18 protein-coding genes are annotated in these 18,237 nt (G+C 54.8%); 16 read left to right on the top strand and 2 right to left on the bottom strand.

The genetic code is table 11. The features are described from left to right. Nucleotide 1 precedes the first annotated feature (1 nt). Nucleotides 2–676, top strand: coding sequence for an alpha/beta hydrolase family protein (locus ACYJL1_RS20465; RefSeq protein ID WP_460898888.1), 675 nt, complete (start codon nt 2–4; stop codon nt 674–676). Between the two features lie 337 nt (nt 677–1,013). On the opposite strand, the gene ACYJL1_RS20460 is transcribed toward ACYJL1_RS20465, so the two are convergent. Beyond that, the gene (locus tag ACYJL1_RS20460; RefSeq protein ID WP_460898886.1) at nt 1,014–1,907 is read right to left on the bottom strand and encodes a LysR family transcriptional regulator; all 894 of its coding nucleotides are present in this window, start codon (nt 1,905–1,907) and stop codon (nt 1,014–1,016) included. Between the two features lie 105 nt (nt 1,908–2,012). Here ACYJL1_RS20460 and ACYJL1_RS20455 point away from each other — a divergent pair, with 105 nt between their 5' ends. The 15 genes from ACYJL1_RS20455 (at nt 2,013) to ACYJL1_RS20385 (ending at nt 17,018) form a co-directional block, all read left to right on the top strand. Then, the gene (locus ACYJL1_RS20455; RefSeq protein WP_460898884.1) at nt 2,013–2,894 is read left to right on the top strand and encodes an NmrA family NAD(P)-binding protein; all 882 of its coding nucleotides are present in this window, start codon (nt 2,013–2,015) and stop codon (nt 2,892–2,894) included. Between the two features lie 18 nt (nt 2,895–2,912). Beyond that, nucleotides 2,913–3,161, top strand: coding sequence for a DUF2798 domain-containing protein (locus ACYJL1_RS20450; RefSeq protein WP_460898882.1), 249 nt, complete (start codon nt 2,913–2,915; stop codon nt 3,159–3,161). Between the two features lie 367 nt (nt 3,162–3,528). Continuing rightward, nucleotides 3,529–5,058 carry an ABC transporter substrate-binding protein gene (locus tag ACYJL1_RS20445; protein ID WP_460898879.1) on the top strand — a complete coding sequence of 510 codons (1,530 nt, stop codon included), beginning with the start codon at nt 3,529–3,531 and terminating at the stop codon, nt 5,056–5,058. A gap of 53 nt (nt 5,059–5,111) precedes the next feature. Continuing rightward, nucleotides 5,112–6,734 carry a serine hydrolase domain-containing protein gene (locus tag ACYJL1_RS20440; protein ID WP_460898877.1) on the top strand — a complete coding sequence of 541 codons (1,623 nt, stop codon included), beginning with the start codon at nt 5,112–5,114 and terminating at the stop codon, nt 6,732–6,734. A gap of 338 nt (nt 6,735–7,072) precedes the next feature. Then, entirely contained in the window at nt 7,073–7,486 is a 414-nt protein-coding gene (locus ACYJL1_RS20435; protein WP_460898875.1) for an MbcA/ParS/Xre antitoxin family protein, read from the top strand. Beyond that, complete coding sequence (locus ACYJL1_RS20430) at nt 7,480–8,178, top strand: RES family NAD+ phosphorylase (protein ID WP_460898873.1); 699 nt, start codon at nt 7,480–7,482, stop codon at nt 8,176–8,178. The genes ACYJL1_RS20435 and ACYJL1_RS20430 overlap by 7 nt, the downstream gene beginning before the upstream one ends. A gap of 265 nt (nt 8,179–8,443) precedes the next feature. Further along, nucleotides 8,444–8,653 carry a hypothetical protein gene (locus tag ACYJL1_RS20425; RefSeq protein WP_460898871.1) on the top strand — a complete coding sequence of 70 codons (210 nt, stop codon included), beginning with the start codon at nt 8,444–8,446 and terminating at the stop codon, nt 8,651–8,653. A gap of 261 nt (nt 8,654–8,914) precedes the next feature. Continuing rightward, entirely contained in the window at nt 8,915–9,646 is a 732-nt protein-coding gene (locus tag ACYJL1_RS20420; protein WP_460898869.1) for a FadR/GntR family transcriptional regulator, read from the top strand. Continuing rightward, nucleotides 9,643–11,223 (top strand): ABC transporter substrate-binding protein, encoded by a 1,581-nt coding sequence (locus ACYJL1_RS20415; RefSeq protein ID WP_460898867.1) that lies wholly within the window; start codon nt 9,643–9,645, stop codon nt 11,221–11,223. Before ACYJL1_RS20420 ends, ACYJL1_RS20415 begins: the two co-directional genes overlap by 4 nt. Nucleotides 11,224–11,277: 54 nt before the next feature. Further along, nucleotides 11,278–12,237, top strand: coding sequence for an ABC transporter permease (locus ACYJL1_RS20410; RefSeq protein WP_460898865.1), 960 nt, complete (start codon nt 11,278–11,280; stop codon nt 12,235–12,237). A gap of 1 nt (nt 12,238) precedes the next feature. After that, nucleotides 12,239–13,114, top strand: coding sequence for an ABC transporter permease (locus tag ACYJL1_RS20405; protein ID WP_460898863.1), 876 nt, complete (start codon nt 12,239–12,241; stop codon nt 13,112–13,114). An 18-nt stretch (nt 13,115–13,132) separates the two neighbouring features. Next, a complete protein-coding gene (locus tag ACYJL1_RS20400; protein ID WP_460898861.1) occupies nt 13,133–14,050 on the top strand; it encodes a dihydrodipicolinate synthase family protein in 918 nt (305 codons plus the stop codon). 8 nt (nt 14,051–14,058) lie between these two features. Continuing rightward, nucleotides 14,059–15,081: an ABC transporter ATP-binding protein gene (locus ACYJL1_RS20395; protein WP_460898859.1), complete on the top strand. Its 1,023-nt coding sequence runs from the start codon at nt 14,059–14,061 to the stop codon at nt 15,079–15,081. Next, the gene (locus ACYJL1_RS20390; protein ID WP_460898857.1) at nt 15,078–16,034 is read left to right on the top strand and encodes an ABC transporter ATP-binding protein; all 957 of its coding nucleotides are present in this window, start codon (nt 15,078–15,080) and stop codon (nt 16,032–16,034) included. The genes ACYJL1_RS20395 and ACYJL1_RS20390 overlap by 4 nt, the downstream gene beginning before the upstream one ends. Before the next feature lie 12 nt (nt 16,035–16,046). Then, nucleotides 16,047–17,018 (top strand): dihydrodipicolinate synthase family protein, encoded by a 972-nt coding sequence (locus tag ACYJL1_RS20385; RefSeq protein ID WP_460898855.1) that lies wholly within the window; start codon nt 16,047–16,049, stop codon nt 17,016–17,018. A gap of 398 nt (nt 17,019–17,416) precedes the next feature. Here the strand turns inward: ACYJL1_RS20385 and ACYJL1_RS20380 are convergent, their stop codons facing one another. After that, nucleotides 17,417–18,226: a helix-turn-helix transcriptional regulator gene (locus tag ACYJL1_RS20380; RefSeq protein WP_460898852.1), complete on the bottom strand. Its 810-nt coding sequence runs from the start codon at nt 18,224–18,226 to the stop codon at nt 17,417–17,419. Nucleotides 18,227–18,237 lie beyond the last annotated feature (11 nt).

Genomic DNA, 18,237 nt, shown 5'->3' with positions numbered 1-18,237 from the left:
GATGATGTCAAATTTTCTTTTTGATGGCGACGACTCTGCCGATAAGACAATCTTACTCGCTCATGGGGCTGGTGCGCCCATGGACTCCGATTCAATGACAGCTATTGCAAATTCCCTGGCGCAGTCTGGGTTTCGGGTTGCACGTTTTGAATTCAATTACATGGCAGGCCGGCGGACATCCGCCGGGCGAAAACCGCCACCCCGCGCCGAAAGTCTTATTCCGGAATATCTGGCTGCGTTAGAAGTACTTCATGCGCGAGGACCTCTATTTATAGGTGGCAAGTCCATGGGCGGTCGCGTTGCCAGCATGATTGCAGATGAACTTCATGCGTCCGGCAAAATCGCGGGGCTCCTGTGTCTTGGATATCCATTTCATCCAATCGGAAAACCTGCGCAACAACGTACTGCTCATCTTGTTGAGATGAAAACACCAACACTGATCGTTCAGGGCACACGCGATCCGTTTGGGAACCATGAGGAGGTCGCCGAATACAGGCTCTCCGATGAAATCGAGATGCTCTGGCTGGAGGATGGCGATCATGATTTCAGACCGCGCAAAAGCGTCTCGGGCTTTGTTGTCGCGGATCACCTAAGAACGTTGGCTGCGCGGGCCGCGACCTGGGCAGACGAATTGAAAGACCGGCAGGGCGGTCTCATCGAACGTAAATCGCGCTAAAGGCAAGTTGGTTCGGTGAAACTATCCTGCATCCTATAAATTCATTGCGACCCGCGGCAATACAGGAAGCCGGTATCGATCTTGATCTTGCCGAAAGCGCAATCCTGGCAATTTCATATCAGGGTCGGCTTGCTGCCGATGAGCAGCAGCATGGCTTCAACGCCAGGCTTGGGGTCAGTTTTTGATATTCCAGTCGCGACGATGGCACCGAGCGATCGGGAGCCATCGTCGGGATTGGACGCTGGGGTGATAGATATATTGTGACACCGGGTGGGTGAAATCCAAACTCTCTGTAAAAAGAGTCGATGTTGATCGTACCCATTGCCGGCTGCGCCAATCAGAGATGACTAATCTGAAGCAACTGCGCTAAATAATCGACAAACGCCCGTACTTTCGCGGGCGGGAACTGATTTTCCTGCCAAAGCGCATGAATTGGAACTGGTTTGGGTTCAAATTTATCCAATACGATTTGAACCTCTCCGTTATCGACAAGCTGTTTGATTTGCCAAAGGGGCGAATAGCCAATTCCGATACCGCTCTTCACAGCAGAATAAACTGCTGTCATCGAGTTGGTGCGAAACGGGCCTCGTACGGGCACCGTAAACGGCTTGCCTGCAACTTGAAACTTCCACTGCCCAGTTTGTTGATCGATGGTCCTGACAATGCAAGAATGACGTTTGAGCTCGGACGGATGGGTCGGCTGCCCATGTTGCGCAAAGTAAGCAGGAGCTCCAAACACTACTCGCCGCAACTCACCCAGCCGTTTCCCCTGCAGTCCCGAGTCTGGCAAATCGGCTATGCGCAAGACGAGGTCGAGATTCTCTGCGGCCAGATCCGAAAACGCATCCGTTAATTGCAGCTCTACTTCAATTCGCGGATAGTCCTGCATGAATGCTGCGATCACCGGAACCAGGTAGTCTGGACCAAAAAGTACGGGCGCGCCGATGCGCAGCGTCCCCGATGGTTCAGCGCGTTGTTCGACAGCTTCGAGCTTCGCACTTTCGATCTCCGAAAGCGCTGGCTTCACCCGCAAGAAAAATGTTTGCCCCGCCTCGCTGAGTGTAGATCGACGCGTCGTTCGGTGAACAAGCTCAATGCCAATCTCTGCTTCCAACGCAGCTAACGATCTACTGACAGCTTGCAGCGATCGCTTCAATGTTCGTGCTGCTCCTGTCAAACTGCCATTTTCCGCTACTGCGATGAACGCTTCCAGATCCTCAATTCGGCCCATGATTATCTCGATAAACAGGATACTGCTTTGCATCTACCAGTAATTGTTACGCCAGTCGAGATATTCTAGCTTGTTGCCATCATGTCAGGTGAGGGAAGTTGGAATATGGAACGTGCAGACCTAAAAGTTCTCACTATCGGTGCCACTGGTAAATTTGCCAGTCTGGTGGTGCCTGAGCTGGTTAAACGAAACGTAACCGTGCGGGCCCTGGTGAGAGATGACGAAAAGGCATTCGCCGTCCGGTCCGCCGGTGCCTCCGAGATTTGTCTGGGCGATCTTCGCAACCGTGAGAGCCTTGCTCGAGCCGTCGACGGAGTCGACGGGATATTTCACATCGGACCCGCCTTTGCTCTGGATGAGGCGGCTTTGGGCGTTGCTCTGGTTGAAGCTGCAGATCAGGCAGGGGTTCGAAAATTTGTGTTCTCCTCGGTTATTCAGCCGACCAACACTCGCCTCAAAAATCATGCAAGCAAGATAGCGGTGGAGGATGCTCTCTACTCGTCCAGATTGGAATATACCATCCTGCATCCGGCAAACTTCATGCAGAACATTGGTTTGGCGTGGTCATCAGTTCTCGAAGATCGTGCCTTTGGTGAACCGTTTCCTTCAGACGTCAGGATCGCCCGTGTGGACTATCGGGACGTTGCGGAAATCGCCGCAATAGCTTTGACCGAGGATAGACTGACGTTTGCCACCCTGGAACTTTGCGCCGGCATGTATAATCGTGAAGAGATCGTGGCGGCCCTCACCGATGAGCTCGGATATCCAATAGCAGCGCTTGAACCAAGCTTTCCTGATTGGGCAGAGCATTCACGCCTTCCCTACAGCGACCATCAGCTGCATCTGCTTTCGAAAGTGCATGACCACTACAGGCAGTTCGGTTTGGGAGGGAACAGTCTGTCGCTCAAAGCTGCACTCGGACGCAAACCGCGCTCGCTTCGAGACTACATTCGGGATTTGGCACAGCGCCAAGCTTCGGCAACTTGAACAGAGAGGGAAAAAGAAATGCACAAAAATTCGCACTTGAAGCTTCCACACAGCTTCGCTCGGTTTATAGCGCCCTTACTTCTTTCGATATTCATGTCGGCCATAGTTTCCGCGGTAGCAACGATCACGGGTGTCGGCTTCGGTCCTGATTTCGGAGCAAGGTGGCTGAATGCGTGGGGGGCTTCCTGGATTGTTGCCTTCCCCAGTCTTCTTGTCATGATGCCAATCGTACGCCGCATCGTCTCATTGACAGTGAGACAGCCGTGATCGGTGGCTGGTAGCAGCTCCGCTCATCGCAAGGAGAATAAACCCCGCCTGATTGTCGGGGGCAAGCTCGCATTGTCGACACTGGGATACTTCTTCTGACAATGGTCGATACGGGCGAGTGGATACGGACAACATGTGGCGGTCGCCGCTCCTGACCTCACCACGCCCGGGAAGTGACAAATATAATCCTTCCTCAAACCTTGAAATGTTATCTCAAGTCGTCCGGCCCGGACCATTTATCTGCTTCTGGTCTTGTCATTGCATAAGCACAGCAGCTTTAGAAAACGCTTTGACAATAACGGGCAAGTTGATAGTGTATTATCATGGAATGTATTCCATAATAATAGCATAATGAGGAGGGATCTGGATGAGGTTGAAACTGGGATTGTTATCGGCGCTGACCGTTATGTCAGCTGTGTCCATGGCTTACGCGGAGCCCAGGAAAGGCGGAGTTATTAACGTCGCGACAATCGGCGAGCCTCCGACGCTCGATGCTATGGTGACCTCAACTGATCTCGTTGGTATGATCAGTCAGCATATCTTTGAAACGCTCTATACATTTGACAAGAGCTGGAACGTTGCTCCGCTTTTGGCCGAGAGCCTGCCCGAGGTCAGTCCGGACGGCAAGGTCTATAGGATCAAGTTGCGGGAAGGTATTACCTTTCATGATAACACTGCGTTCGATTCAGCCGATGTTGTTACTTCGCTAAACCGCTGGCTCAAGCTTGCCGGCCGCGGCAAACAGATTGCTCCTGATGTCAAACAGGTTGAGGCGGTCGATCCGCTGACGGTGCGCATCACGCTGACGAAGCCCTATGCCCCGCTTCCGGCATTGCTTGCTTTTAACAACTCCGCCGCGATCATGCTTCCCAGCGAGAAGCAGGCAGAGCCGATGGTTGACGTGGTTGGCACAGGCCCCTACCAACTCAAGGAACGCAGACCGGACCAGTATATTCAACTCATCCGCTTCGAAAGCTACAAGCCCCGTTCGGAAGAGGAGTCCGGTTATGCCGGTGTGCGGCATGCTTATCTTGATGAAATCCGTTTCGTACCCGCACCGGATGCATCCACCCGCCTGGAAGGCGCGGTCGCGGGGCAGTTCGACTACGTCGACTCGCTTTCGGTCGAACAGATGGGGCGTCTAAGTACCGCCAAGTCGGAGCCTGTCCTTTTGCAGAATTTCGGTTGGCTGATGATGCGTATGAACAGCAAACAGGGGGTGCTGGCTAACGTAGACGTACGCAAGGCGGTGCAGAAGGCACTAAGCGAGACCGATATGCTTGCGGCCGCATTTGGCGACCAGCAATTCTACTCTGTCGATGGCAACATGTACCCGGAGGGATACACATGGCACACGGACGTCAACGTCAAGGGCAATTATGACGTCGCAGATCCTGACGCTTCCAAGAAAGTGCTCGCCGATGCCGGTTTGGAATCTCCGGTGCCGCTACGTATTCTCACCAGCCGCCAGTATGAGTATCATTACAAGATTGCCCTCGTTGCTGCAGAATACCTGAAGCTCGCCGGATTCGACGTGAAGATGGAAGTCGTGGATTGGGCGACACTCACCCAGCGTATCCAGAACCCGGAACTCTGGGACATCTTCATCACCCATAGTCCGTTCCTGCCGGAGCCGGCATTGATCAACATCCTCTCACCAAACACAGTTGGCTGGTGGAACTCTCCTGAAATTGCCACCGCGATGACGGAGTTGACCGGCACCACCGACCAGGAGAAGCGTCTTGCCGCGTTCGGCACGGTCCAGTCACTGATCATGGATCAGGCTCCAATGATCAAGGTCGGCAATTTCAGCGCCCTTTCGGCCAAGTCACCGGCGTTGAAGGGCCTGTGGCCGTCTCCTTGGCCATCCTTCTGGAACGTATCGCTCGACAAGTAGGAAATCTGTCCCGGTCCGCGCCTTGGCGGGGACCGGGTGTTCCGGGATAATCGATGACCTCTTATTTCTCTGGAAATTTTGGACGTGCCGCGACCGACAGGCTTGATGCGCTTGTCGCCACCGCGGCCTCGCCAATGGCCCCTGGCCTGGCTGTCGCCGTACTTCACAAGGGTGAAGTGCTCTATAAACGCGTATCCGGACTCGCGAACCTCACGCATGATACGCCGCTCACAGATCGCTCGGTCATGCGCATCGCCTCGCAGAGCAAGCAGATTACCGTGATGATGATCCTGCTACTTGAGGCGGAAGGCAAGTTGTCGCTAGCGGATGACATTCGCAGTCATTTTCAATGGCTGCCCGACTGGGGCCACCGGGTGACCATTGGCCATCTTGCGTCGAATACCAGCGGTATCCGCGATATTCTGGACTCGATGATCATGGCCGGAATGCCGATTACTGCTCCGTCATCGCGAACAGCAGCGAAAGCGATTGTCGCCCGGCAGAGGGAGCTTAATTTTGCTCCCTCAAGCGATATTCTCTACAGCAATTCGAACTTCCTGCTTCTCTCTGAGCTCATCGAGCAGACCACCGGCCAGAGCTTCAATGAGGCACTGGCCCGATACATCACCAATCCGCTCGGTATGGAAGATACGCGCCTCATGGTGCGTGACGATGAGATTTACCCTCGACTGGCGGATCATCACCGCCGTGGCCCAAAGGGCGAATGGCTGAAGTCTGCCTGGGGAATCGCTATCGGGGGGGAGGGTGGGATCGTGTCCACCCTGTCCGATATGATACTATGGCAGCAGAACCTCCTCAGTCCCAAAGTCGGAACTGCCGCGATGGTTGAGCGTATGAGCCGGTCCTATGTAACGATCAACGGCGTTGCCTCACCGTATGGACTTGGTCTCGTGAACACGCAGCACAGGGGGGTGCCTCTTGTCGGCCATGGCGGTTGGATTGCCGGATCGCGCTCGGAATCCTTTCGGGTTCTCTCTGATGACCTGGCCATCATCGTCCTGTCCAATCATGACGATTTTTCGTCCTTCGGGCTCGCACGAGACATGCTGGACATCGTGACTGGACGAGAACCAGACGCGTTGATTTCCAGCGAAGGAATTGCGGCGCTCAGGACCGTCTACGGTTCCTGGCGCTCAGACGAAGGGGGTTTCTTGTTTCGTCTGGAGGAAGCAGATGGCCAGCCGGTGATGGTAGGCAGCATGGGTGTTTCGGCACTTGAAGAAATCAACCCTGGCATCTTCCGGGCCCGAGGTGCGCTTCCCCCATTCAGTTTCTCGATCACGCCGAACGACACGATCATGACGGAGAAACTGGGCCGTACCAGTCGCTATCATAAAATCGGGGCGGCACTTGCTATCGTCGGCGATCCGTCGGGTATCTATGAAAGCGACGAGACCGGAATCGTGGCCAAGATCAGTAAGAGTGACCAAAGGTGGTTGATGCAGATTTCTTCGCCGTTCGGTGCCGCGTGCCTGCAACTGGAGATCTGCGACAAGGATATGTTTCTTGCACATCCCGCTGAGAGCGATCTACACGATGCTTTGCGGACGGCACCCTGGATCCTACCCTGGCTTTATACCGTTCGCACTACTGTTGACGGATTAGTCTTCAACAGTGATCGCGGACGGGATGTATCCCTGCGAAGGCGAAGTTAATCCTGTCGCTTTGCCGGCACTGCGGCCGAACTTTGATCCGATGTGAGCGACAAATCGCTTCATGCGCCCAAGTTCATGGCGGGCTCACATGCGGCCTTGATCCGTCGCCGGGGGAAGCACCGAGGCTGATTTTAAATCCGATAGAACCTGAATCACTTGGATACGATTATGAAAGCTTGGCATGCCGATGAAAGGCCATTCTGATTATAGAGCAAGTGCCACACGGTTTCTGGAACCTCTGCTGTAGCTGGCCAATTTCCCCGCTCAACAATAAGAGTAGGACGCGCCTTGCCATTTGGCAATAATATGCTACTTTTATGCCAGAAAGAGAGGGTGCTATGCAGCTTCAGCCAATTGCCTCGACGCCATTCAACAGATCATCCACTGAAATCACTGATGTGGAAGCAGGCGCGCTTGCCCGCACAACGGTGAACCTCTTCAACGCCTGGAAACTCACAGACGCACAAGCTTGCACCTTGCTCGGTGGTTTGTCAGCCCGCACTTGGGCACGATGGAAAGAAGGCAATGTGGGGCGCATGGATCGAGACCTGAAAATGCGGATGGCTCACCTGATGGGTATCCATAAAGGGGTGCGGCACCTGTTTAAGAACCCAACACGAGGATATGAGTGGATTCAAACCCCTAATACGGCTTTTGGCGGTAAGTCGGCGCTGGATGTGATGCTTCAGGGCGAGCTTGCTGATCTTGCGGTGATGCGTGAATGGCTCGATGCGGAGCGCAGTGCATGGTAAGTGGCCTTGCTGCCCGAGCCCAGGTCCATTGGACCAGAACCTACCGCATCATTAGATCAATCTATCCGCCTATCGATTTGTTCGAGGACATAGCCGATCCCCGTGACTGGGAAGCACTTGTTGCAGTCGAGGCGAAAACCAATCCGCGTCTTCGATTTGAGGTGGGCGATCTTGGCAAGGTACCCGCGAACCGTCGTGTTTCGGGCGTTGGCGCTAGTTATGTAATGGCCCCATTTGTCCATTGCTCAACAGGGAGACCAGGTCGCTTCACGGACGGAAGCTATGGTATTTACTATGCAGGCGACAGTGAAGAAGTCGCTGTGGCCGAAACAATCCATCACCATCAGAAGTTCATGAGTTCAACACCTCAGCCTCCGGGGTGGACATCGGACTTCCGCGTCTTGGTGGGCAGCGTGGACCGCGCACTGGATGACGTGAACGCCGTGCCTGACGTTCTTCATCCGGACGATTACACCGCTTCCCAAGTCGAGGGGCGCGAACTTAGGGCGGACGGAAGCGAGGGCCTACTATGGAACAGCGTTCGCATGCCTGGTCAACGTTGTATCGGCATCTTCTGGCCGGACGCCATAACCATCCCGGTCCAAGGAAGGCACTACTGCTATCACTGGAACGGCACGCGGGTAGATTTTGTGCGTCAGTACGACACTGGAGCAGTCCTGGCGGTAACTTAGCCGGTGGCTTGTGGCACTCGCTCCATAGGGCCGCAGATTGAGTCATTGAACCAATAAAATGCAGGGTATCCAAGAGTTTGGTGGGTACGGCATAATTATACGCATGAAGATGACGACAAAACCCGCTGGGCCTTTGCGATGAAGCGCAAACGTCTCATCGCTGTGCGCAAGGCTTTCAAGGAAAACAATATCGAGCTGCCGGCACAAGCGAAGGGTGAGGAATCCGCGCTCGCGGCTGCTCAAGCGCTCACCGCACGGCGTAAGCATGGGACTTGGCAAAGGCCGCCGAGGACGCGGCCTAAGGTCAGGGTATGATCTTGCGCGTCTTCAGAACATCGAAGGCGCGCGTGAACATTTCTTCCGTGTCGATATACTCATGAAAACCGGCACAAACTGGCTTAAATTCAACGCGCCACGTCGTGACGTTCACCTGTCACCTCATGTGGATACCATGGCAGCTGGCCCTCAAGAATGAGATGGTACCAGGAGTGGAAACGCTAATTCCACCGCGCAAATCTGCACATGTCCTCCTATATATATCCCTTTGGGTTAGCGTTGGTTAGCCTTGCCCATAATCCATCGCGAATAACACCATACGGTCAGAGATCTACTAATCGGGCACGCCAGTCTCTGAGGACCAATCAGCAGCAGCCATCGGCAAAGCTCTCAGATCTCAAGTTGACAGATATCCTACAAGTGGTTATCTAGCTGTTGTTTCTTTATCTGGAGATGCTTCGTGGCACTGAAATCGCTCAAACCGCTTTACCGCGCGCCTCTGCTGCATGTTTCGGTGCAAGAAAGTTTGCGGTCCTACATTGACGACAATGGGTTGGAAGCTGGCGCTCCGTTGCCGACGGAAGGTGAACTAGCCAGTCAGCTTGGTGTTAGTCGCAATTCACTTCGCGAAGGCATCAAGGCATTGGAGTCAGTCGGTGTCCTCGAGACGAGACGAGGGGTCGGTGTGTTCGTCAAGGCTTTTTCGTTTGAACCACTGCTGGACAACCTCGCTTATGGCCTCGGAGGAGCGCTACGGCAAATCGAGGAGGTGCTGGAAATTCGCCGTACGCTTGAAGTTGGGCTCATCGGAAAGTCGTTGGAAAAGATCTCGGATCAAGACATCCAGGAGTTGAGACAGGTCGTCGCGCGGATGCGGGTTCATGCGGAACGCGATGAGGCTTTTGTTGAGGAGGACAGGCTGTTTCATAGGCTCCTGTTCCGCTGCCAGGAGAACGAGACGCTGGTTCGACTGATCGAAGTGTTCTGGCTTGCCTTCTACAAAGCTTCTGACTTCGTGAATCTCGAAAACACAGATCCGATGGCTACGTGGCGGCATCATGAAGCGATCGTGGATGCGGTCGAAGCAAGGAACCTCGAAGACGCACGCAGACGTCTGGACAGTCACTACGAGGGCATCGCCCGGGTGATCGAGCATAACAAGTCCAATACATCCAATGGGAGGATTTCATGAAACTAAGTAAGATGGCTTCGGCGCTGGCGTTATCTGTTGCGCTGATGGGAGGATTGTCGACGGGGCCGCTTCCGGCACAGGCAGCGACACTTTCAGGTGGATTTGACGTGGGACCGGGAGGGTTCCAGGGGAATTTCAATCCGCTATCGGCAACGGCGGGCTTCACTTGGCTCAACGTTTATTTCGAGCCGCTCATCGCCTATGACGAGAAACTGCAAAAGATCGTGGGCATTCTGGCAGATTCTTATGACGTCAGCGCGGATCAGCTGACCTATACGTTCAAACTGGCAGAGGCCAAGTGGCATGACGGCAAGCCCTTCACCTCCAAGGATGCAAAATTCACCATGGAGCTGGCCATGAATGCCAAGTCCGGCTCGGTTCTTGCCGCCCGGTTGAAAGCCATCTCATCGGTCGAAGCACCTGACGACCATACATTGATCATCAAATTGAGCGCGCCAAGTGCCAGCTTGGCAGATGCAATAACCAAAGTGATGATGCTTCCCGAACATGCCTTGGCGTCAATCTCTTTGGATCAGCTCGCCAAGAGCAAATGGTGGTCGACCACACCCATCGGCACAGGACCATTCAAGTTTACCAAGTATGTCGCCGATCAATATGTCGAACTCGCTGCCAATACCGACTATCGCGGCGGCAAGCCTGCATTAGAGCGGGTGATCAATCGCTATTTCGCCGATCCGGCGGCAGCTATCGCGGCACTTCGTGCTGGTGAAATCCAGTTCACCTATGTCGATTCCAACGATGTGCCGACATTCAAGGATGACGATGCATTCAAGGTGATTGAGGGAAACAGCTTCGTCGTCAACTATCTTGGCTTCAACCACGACTCGCCGATCTGGAAGGATCCGCGTATTCGCAAAGCAGTGATGTATGCGATCAATCGTGACGCGATCATCAAGAGCCTGTATGGCGGTGCCGCCACGCCAGCCAATTGCGCCTACATCGCCGAACAACTTGTCCCGAAGGATATAGATCCTTATGCATACGATCCGGAGAAAGCCAGGCAACTCTTGGACGAAGCCGGATGGGCTACGGTCAATGGCGACAAGCCGATCACATTGCTGACCTATTACACCACGCCACTGGCGACCAATGTGCTTGCTGCCGTTCAGGCCATGCTGGCGCAGGTGGGAATCAATGTGGTGCCACGTGCGGTCGATACGCCGACCTACAACAGTATTGTGTTGAATCCCGAACCTGACGTTGCGCAGTTTCAGTTGGTCTATGCCGGACTTCAAAACGGACCTGATGCCGGCAGTATCAATGTCGGTCTCAACGAAAACCAAATCCCGCCAGCGGGTCCAAATGTCGTGCGGGCACGCATGCCAGACCTAAACAAGGCGCTGGACACAGCCCTTGGAGAAACCGATGCATCGCAGCGTGACAGCCGCTATCAGGATGTCTGCAAGGTCATGAACGTCGATTTGCCATGGGCGACGCTATGGGTGGCAAACCGCTATGGCGTGGTTTCATCCAAGGTCAAGGATTTCATCTGGACACCGGCGCCGGGCGGCGGGCCCTATCGAGCCAATCCAGAAAAATGGTCGATCTCCGAATGATCCGTTCGATTTTGGCTCAGGCTGATTGGGTCTCCCCGATAAGACGGAAATAAAATGCTTCAATACAGTTTTCGCCGACTGATGATCGGAGTTGGCATGCTCGTAGCGTTGAGCATGCTGATCTTCCTGTTGCTCCGTCTCACCCCGGGGGATCCGATCGATGCCTATATCGACCCGAGTATTCCAATGTCGCCTGCGCAGCTCTCCGAGTTACGCAGCCAGCTCGGTCTCGACAAGACGCTGCCGGTGCAATATCTCGCATGGCTGCAAGAGGCCGCTGGCGGCAATCTCGGCTTTTCAATCAAGCGCCAGGATCAGCCGGTTCTGGACCTGGTGCTGTCTCGCATAGGTCCCACTGTGCTCTTGATGGGATCGGCACTGGTCATCGCCATTGTCGTTGGAATCGCTACCGGCGTTGTCAGTGCCGTACGTCGCAATTCGACTATCGACCTGTCATTGTCTGTCTTCGCGCTGGTCGGAATTTCCAGTCCGGCGTTTCTCAGTGCTCTCATTGGTCTTTATATTTTCGCCGTACGCCTCGGATGGGCACCCTCTGGCGGCATGCTGACGCCTGGAACGGAGTTTTCGATCGGTGATTTGCTTCGGCACCTAGTTCTTCCGGCCATTTTGCTTTCCATTGCCCAGGCGGCTTTGATCATGCGCTACATGCGCTCATCGCTCCTGGAGGTTCTCAATCAGGATTATGTCCGTACCGCACGCGCCAAAGGCATCAAGGAGTTCTGGGTAATTGCCAAGCATGCCCTGCGCAATGCCTTGCTGCCAGTGGTGACAGTTATTGGCTCGACGATCGGTCTGGCTATAGGCGGCGCGATTTTCATAGAGAGCGTTTTCAACTGGCCGGGTATGGGGCTGCTGCTGGTCGATGCAGTGCAGACCCGCGATTATCCCGTCATCATGGGAGCGACCCTGATCATCGGTGCCTGCGTGATCGTCGTCAACCTGCTGACAGACATCACCTATGCGATCATAGATCCGCGCATCAAGGTGAGCTGACATGAGCGTGCAAGCAGTTCCATACAGTTCAGGACCCATGGCGCGTGCATTGCATCGCTTCGGTCATAACAGGGCGGCGCTCTTCGGTCTCTGCATCCTCATCCCGATGTTGCTGGCAATCCTCTCCTATCCAGTGTGGTGGACATTCAAACCCAACGATATCGATCTGCTCGCCATGAATAGCGGACCGACTTCCATCCATTGGTTCGGGACGGACGGGGTCGGCCGCGATGTGTTTTCCCGCGTCATGGAGGGCGGGCGTATATCTTTGCTGGTGGCAGTAGCTTCGACCCTCATCTCTGCGATCATTGGATTTCTCGTCGGCGCAATTTCAGCTCTTGCGGGACGATGGGTGGATGCAGTGACCATGCGGTTTGTCGATCTGGTCATGACCCTGCCGCCGGTTATCTTCCTTTTGGTGCTTGCATCCATCGCCGGGACTGGTATCTGGCCGACGGTGCTGGTCATCTCGCTGCTGTCATGGCCGCTTTTGTCGCGCATGATTCGCTCGCGTCTGCTCGAATTGCGCGAACGAGATTTCGTCATGGCTTCGCGCGGCATGGGCGCAGGGCTCGGGCACCTTCTGTTCCGGCATGGCTTGCCGAACTCCATCGATATTCTCGTCGTCTATGCGACGCTACAGATTGCCAATGCCATTCTTCTGGAAGCCGGGTTGTCATTTCTGGGGTTGGGTATCGCTCCGCCAGCTGCCAGTTGGGGCAATATGCTCAATGCCGCGCGCTCGACGGCGGTTCTCGAACAATTTCCCTGGCAATGGCTGTTCCCCGGCGGGGCACTGGTCCTTGCAGTCCTTGCAATCAACTTCGTAGGCGACGGTTTGAGAGATGCCTTCGATCCTCGCGCCGAGTTAAACTGAACAAGAAAGAAAGTGAAAATGACTAAATTTCATGGTGTCGTTCCTCCTGTCGTGACGCCGCTCAATCCAGATTTCACAGTTGATTACCCGTCTTATACTCGGGTGTTGGAACATCTAGTCGGCGCGGGGTGTCACGGGGTGTTTGTATTGGGTTCCACCAGTGAAGTGGTGTTCCACAATGAGAAAACACGACAGGAAATTCTTGAGCATTCGGTAAAAGTGGTCAATGGCCGCGTGCCGGTCATCGCTGGTGTGATCGATGCCACTACCGATAGTGTCATTGATCATGCCAAGGTGGCAAAGGCCGCAGGCGCGGCTGCCGTCGTCGTGACCGCCCCATACTATACTGTCACCAGTCAGGCCGAGATCATCGATCATTTCCGCTTTATCAAGCACGCTGTCGATATTCCGCTGGTCGCCTACGACATTCCAGTCTGCGTTCACGCCAAGCTGGCCCGCTCAACAGTGACCACGCTGGCCAGGGAAGGCGCTATCATCGGCCTTAAGGATTCCAGCGGAGATGATGGCAATTTCCGCTACGCCTTGCTCGACTTGGCTGAACACAAAGACGTCTTCCTGATGACGGGTTCGGAGATCGTCGTGGATAACGCACTGCTGATGGGCGCGCATGGCGTCGTTCCAGGATTGGCAAATGTCGATCCGCACGGCTATGTCCGATTGTGGGATGCAGCGCAGCGCGGCGACTGGCTTGCAGCACGTCAGGAACAGGAACGGCTCTGCCGCCTGTTCGAAATCGTATGGGTTGCGCAAGGCCGCGTCAGTGGTGGCGCTACAGGCGTTGGCGGGTTCAAGACAGCCATGCGCAGCCTCGGCATCATCGACACCAATATCATGCCGCGGCCGCGTCAAGCGCTCAACGATGCAGAAACCGCAGAAATTGAGACGATCCTTCGCGCAACCGGCCTGCTGGGCTGAATCCGGCTATGGACAAGCCCATTGACCCTATTCTCGACATTCGCGGGCTGCGGACAATCTTTCGCACCCGCGGCGGCGAGATAACCGCTGTCAACGACATCGATCTGACCGTTGCTGCCGGCGAGACAGTGGCGCTTGTCGGCGAATCCGGTTCGGGTAAATCCGTGACCAGTCTGTCCGTGATGCGGTTGCTCACCCGCAACGTTGGGGTGATCGCCGCAGGCAGCATCCGCTTCAAGAGCAAGAATGGTGCTATTCGTGATTTGGTCACGTTGGATGATGAAGCGATGCGCAATATCCGGGGCGATGATATAGGCATGGTGTTTCAAGAGCCGATGTCCAGTCTAAACCCTGTGTTTACTGTAGGCGACCAGATCGCGGAACCCATCCGCATTCATCGTCATGCAGATCGCAAGAGCGCCAGGGAGGCCGCAATTGCGCTTTTGGATCAAGTCGGAATCCCCGATGCGAGAAGCCGGGCGGGACAATATCCGCACGAACTTTCGGGCGGTATGCGTCAGCGGGCGACGATCGCCATGGCACTCGCCTGTGATCCGGTGCTGCTGATTGCCGATGAGCCGACGACTGCGCTCGATGTAACGATCCAGGCACAAATCCTCGACCTTTTGCTCAAGCTCCAACACGAGCGTGGCATGGGTATGCTTTTTGTCACGCACAATCTTGGCGTGGTTGCCGAAATCGCCCATCGGGTCGCGGTCATGTATGCCGGGCGCATTGTGGAAGAAGGTCCCGTCAATGAGGTTTTCCGCAATCCGCGCCATCCCTATACACTCGGTCTCCTTGCATCCATGCCTCGGCTTGGCGAAGCAACGCGTATGAAGCGGGCCGGACAGAAACTGGCGGCTATTCCCGGCGTCGTGCCGAGCCTCGCGAATATGCCTGATGGCTGTGCCTTTTCGCCACGATGCAGCTATGCCATCGATGCCTGTCGGATGGCAGTCCCGGCGCTTGCCGAAGTGAACGCGGTGCATCGCAGCCGCTGTATTCGATGGCAGGAGGTGAGCCGATGAACAGTCCGCCTTTCCTTTCAGTCCGCGATCTTGCCAAATACTATATTTCGCGCGGCACAAGGCTCAATATTCTTGAAGGCGTCTCCTTCGATATCGCCAAGGGCGAAGTGGTTGGGCTTGTCGGCGAATCCGGCAGCGGCAAAACCACGATAGGCCGTTCAGTGTTGCGTCTGATAGAACCTTCTTCGGGCAGCGTGAGATTCGATGGGACGGAGTTGACCAAGCTCTCGGCCTCCGAGCTGCGGCGTGCGCGACCACGCATGCAGTATATTTTCCAGGACCCCTTCGCCAGCCTGTCGCCCCGTATGACCATCGGTGAAATCTTGACGGAAGGTCTGAAGATTCAGCGCATCGGTACCCGCAAGGAACGTCTCGACCGGGCAGCAACAGCGCTTGCGCAGGTGGACCTGCCGGCGGAAGCGATCAACCGCTACGCACACGAATTTTCCGGGGGGCAGCGCCAGCGCATCGGCATTGCTCGCGCCCTCACGCTCGCGCCCGAATTTATTGTTGCTGACGAGCCGGTATCTGCACTGGATGTATCGATCCAGGCGCAGGTGATCAATCTCCTGCGCGATCTACAGCAGCGTCTTGAACTGACCATGTTATTCATTTCCCATGACCTCGCCGTGGTCGAATATATCTGCGACCGGGTGATCGTGCTTTACCTTGGCCGTGTCATGGAGATTGCGTCGAGTGCTGACCTCTACGCCAGGCCGCAGCACCCCTATACGCGCGCTCTTCTATCGGCGATTCCATCGCCTGACCCCGATGCTGCGCGCAATCGACAAATACTGAAGGGCGATATTCCAAGCCCAGCCAATCCGCCGAGCGGCTGTGTCTTTCGCACCCGTTGTCCTGTAGCGCTGGCGGCCTGCGCCCAAGTGGTTCCGGAACTGCGCGAGATTGCACCGGACCAGTTCAAAGCATGCATACGCGACGATTTGAATTGAGCGGAGACTGAATTGAAATCACATGCGATCAAGGGCAATTGGGCCAGTCTGCTCCTGCCGATTGAGGCAGATGAAAGCATCGAATTCTACAAGCTCGGTGAGGAGATCGATATCCTAGTTGCTGCGGGTGTTGACGGTATTTATTCCAACGGTACCGCCGGCGAATTTTACAATCAAACCGAGGAGGAGTTCGACCGGATTCAGATGATGCTGGCCGAACGTTGCCAAAAAGCGGGTATGCCCTTCATTGTTGGAGCTTGTCAGCCTGACCCGGCAATCATGCTCAATCGCGTGCGGCGCGCAGCCTCGCTGCATCCGGCAGCAATTCAGGTCATATTGCCGGACTGGTGGCCACTGACCGATGGGGAAGCGATCGATTACCTCAACAGGGCATCGAAGACAGCAGAAGGAATTCCACTGATCCTCTACAACCCACCACATGCAAAACGCGTTCTTTCACCAAAGGAACTTGGTGCGATATTGGCTGAAGTGCCGGGTGTAACCGGTGTAAAACTCGCAGATGGTGACGCAAACTGGTACGCCGAGGCACGCGACCATCTGGGCGGCGTCTCGCTTTTCGTTCCGGGGCATCATCTGGCGACTGGAGTGAAGGCGGGTGTGGCGGCAGGGTCATTCTCCAACGTTGCCTGCCTCAGCCCACGCGGCGCGCAGCGATGGACGGAATTGATGAGCACCGACATTGGTGCGGCGTTGGAAATCGAGCGCCGAATTTGCAAATTCATGAACGAATACATTGTGCCTTACAGACACAGGTTCAGCTATTCGAATGCAGCTCTGGATAAATTGCTTTGCGCAATCGGTAACTGGGGTCCCGTTGGGACGCGTTTGCGTTTTCCGTATCGTTGGATTGATGAGATGGAAGCGGATAAACTCCGGATCATCGTGCGCAATGACATTCCTGAGCTATTTAACGAGCCACGAGCAGGAAAGATCATACCAACAGATCGACATCGCGGCCAGTAGTGGGCAAATGCAGCTAGTCTGACCAAAGGGGGAGCGGGATACTAATCCGTCGCTATGCGTGGTTGAGCGCGAAATCTCGGCTTTGCAAGCTACGACGGTATCGCAATCCGGGTTGAAGACTGAAGCCAATCGGGCCGTTCTTGTTTGATTGAGCTGGTTCGGAGGCCCGGTGGCAAGCCCGGATTCTTTGTAGCCGATGTTTTCGTCGATTTCATATTGGCCGAATATCACATCGAATATTTTGTTCGAAAGATCACCATGTCTCGATCGAAGTGTCCTACCCGTAGCGTCATGCCGATGCTGGTCGCTGATGGTTTTACCAGGCCCGCACTGACAAAGGCGCACGCTGTCGATGTATGCCTCGCGAACCAACCTGGACAACTTGGATCACAGTCCGATCATACACTCTCAATGGTTGTTAGTTGTTCAAAAATTGGCATCATCAGAGCGAAGAGTTCAGCTTGGGATGACAGATTGCACTTACGATAGAGTTGCTTGCGGAAAACTTTCACGGTTTGCGCACTGATACCCAAGTTCAGCCCAATGGACGGTGATGAGTGTCCGCGCAGTATCAAAAGTGCGACCTCTGCCTGCCGGTTGCTCAAGGTGACGTTGAACCGCGTTCGCATGGCGCTGATCAGACTTTCGGCGAGTGACAATTCTACCCGGTTGCGGGCGGGAAGCTCGCCCGACGGAGCAAGATGTGCCCGAAGAAGAGCCATGACAATTGACTGGTGCTTGCGCAGATTTGCGTCGGCTTTACTCGAGAACATGTCTCCTGATGAACTGTCTTTGCCCATGGAAATGGTCGCCGTCATATTTTTGCCGATCGTCAGGACAACCGAGATTTCATCACTGATGCCGATCCGGCCATAATACCATTCATAGTAGCGGCTTCGTTTGAACTGATCGGGAGCGACATCGAGCAGTCGATAGATTCCTGATTCCCCCCGTTCCAGATGGAAGTGGTAAATTGGGTCAAGAACATAGGCTCCCGTGAGATAATCGCTTTCGATGTATTTGAATACATTCGGACCGTAGATACGTTTGAACCGGATCGACGGGATCTCCGTTCCTTCAAAAATGATCACCACGATGTTGTCGAAGTCCATGCAGGCCCGCAAATAGGCTTCCATCTTTTCGTAGAAGTTGGTCTTGCCTACGGCGTCTATCGTTTTGGCCAGGCTTTCGAACTCGTCTAAGGCCATTCTGAATACCC

It is taken from the genome of Phyllobacterium sp. K27, assembly GCF_054796155.1.
The sequence above is the reverse complement of the archived record's forward strand: the minus strand, read 5'-3'. Positions and strand labels throughout refer to the sequence as shown.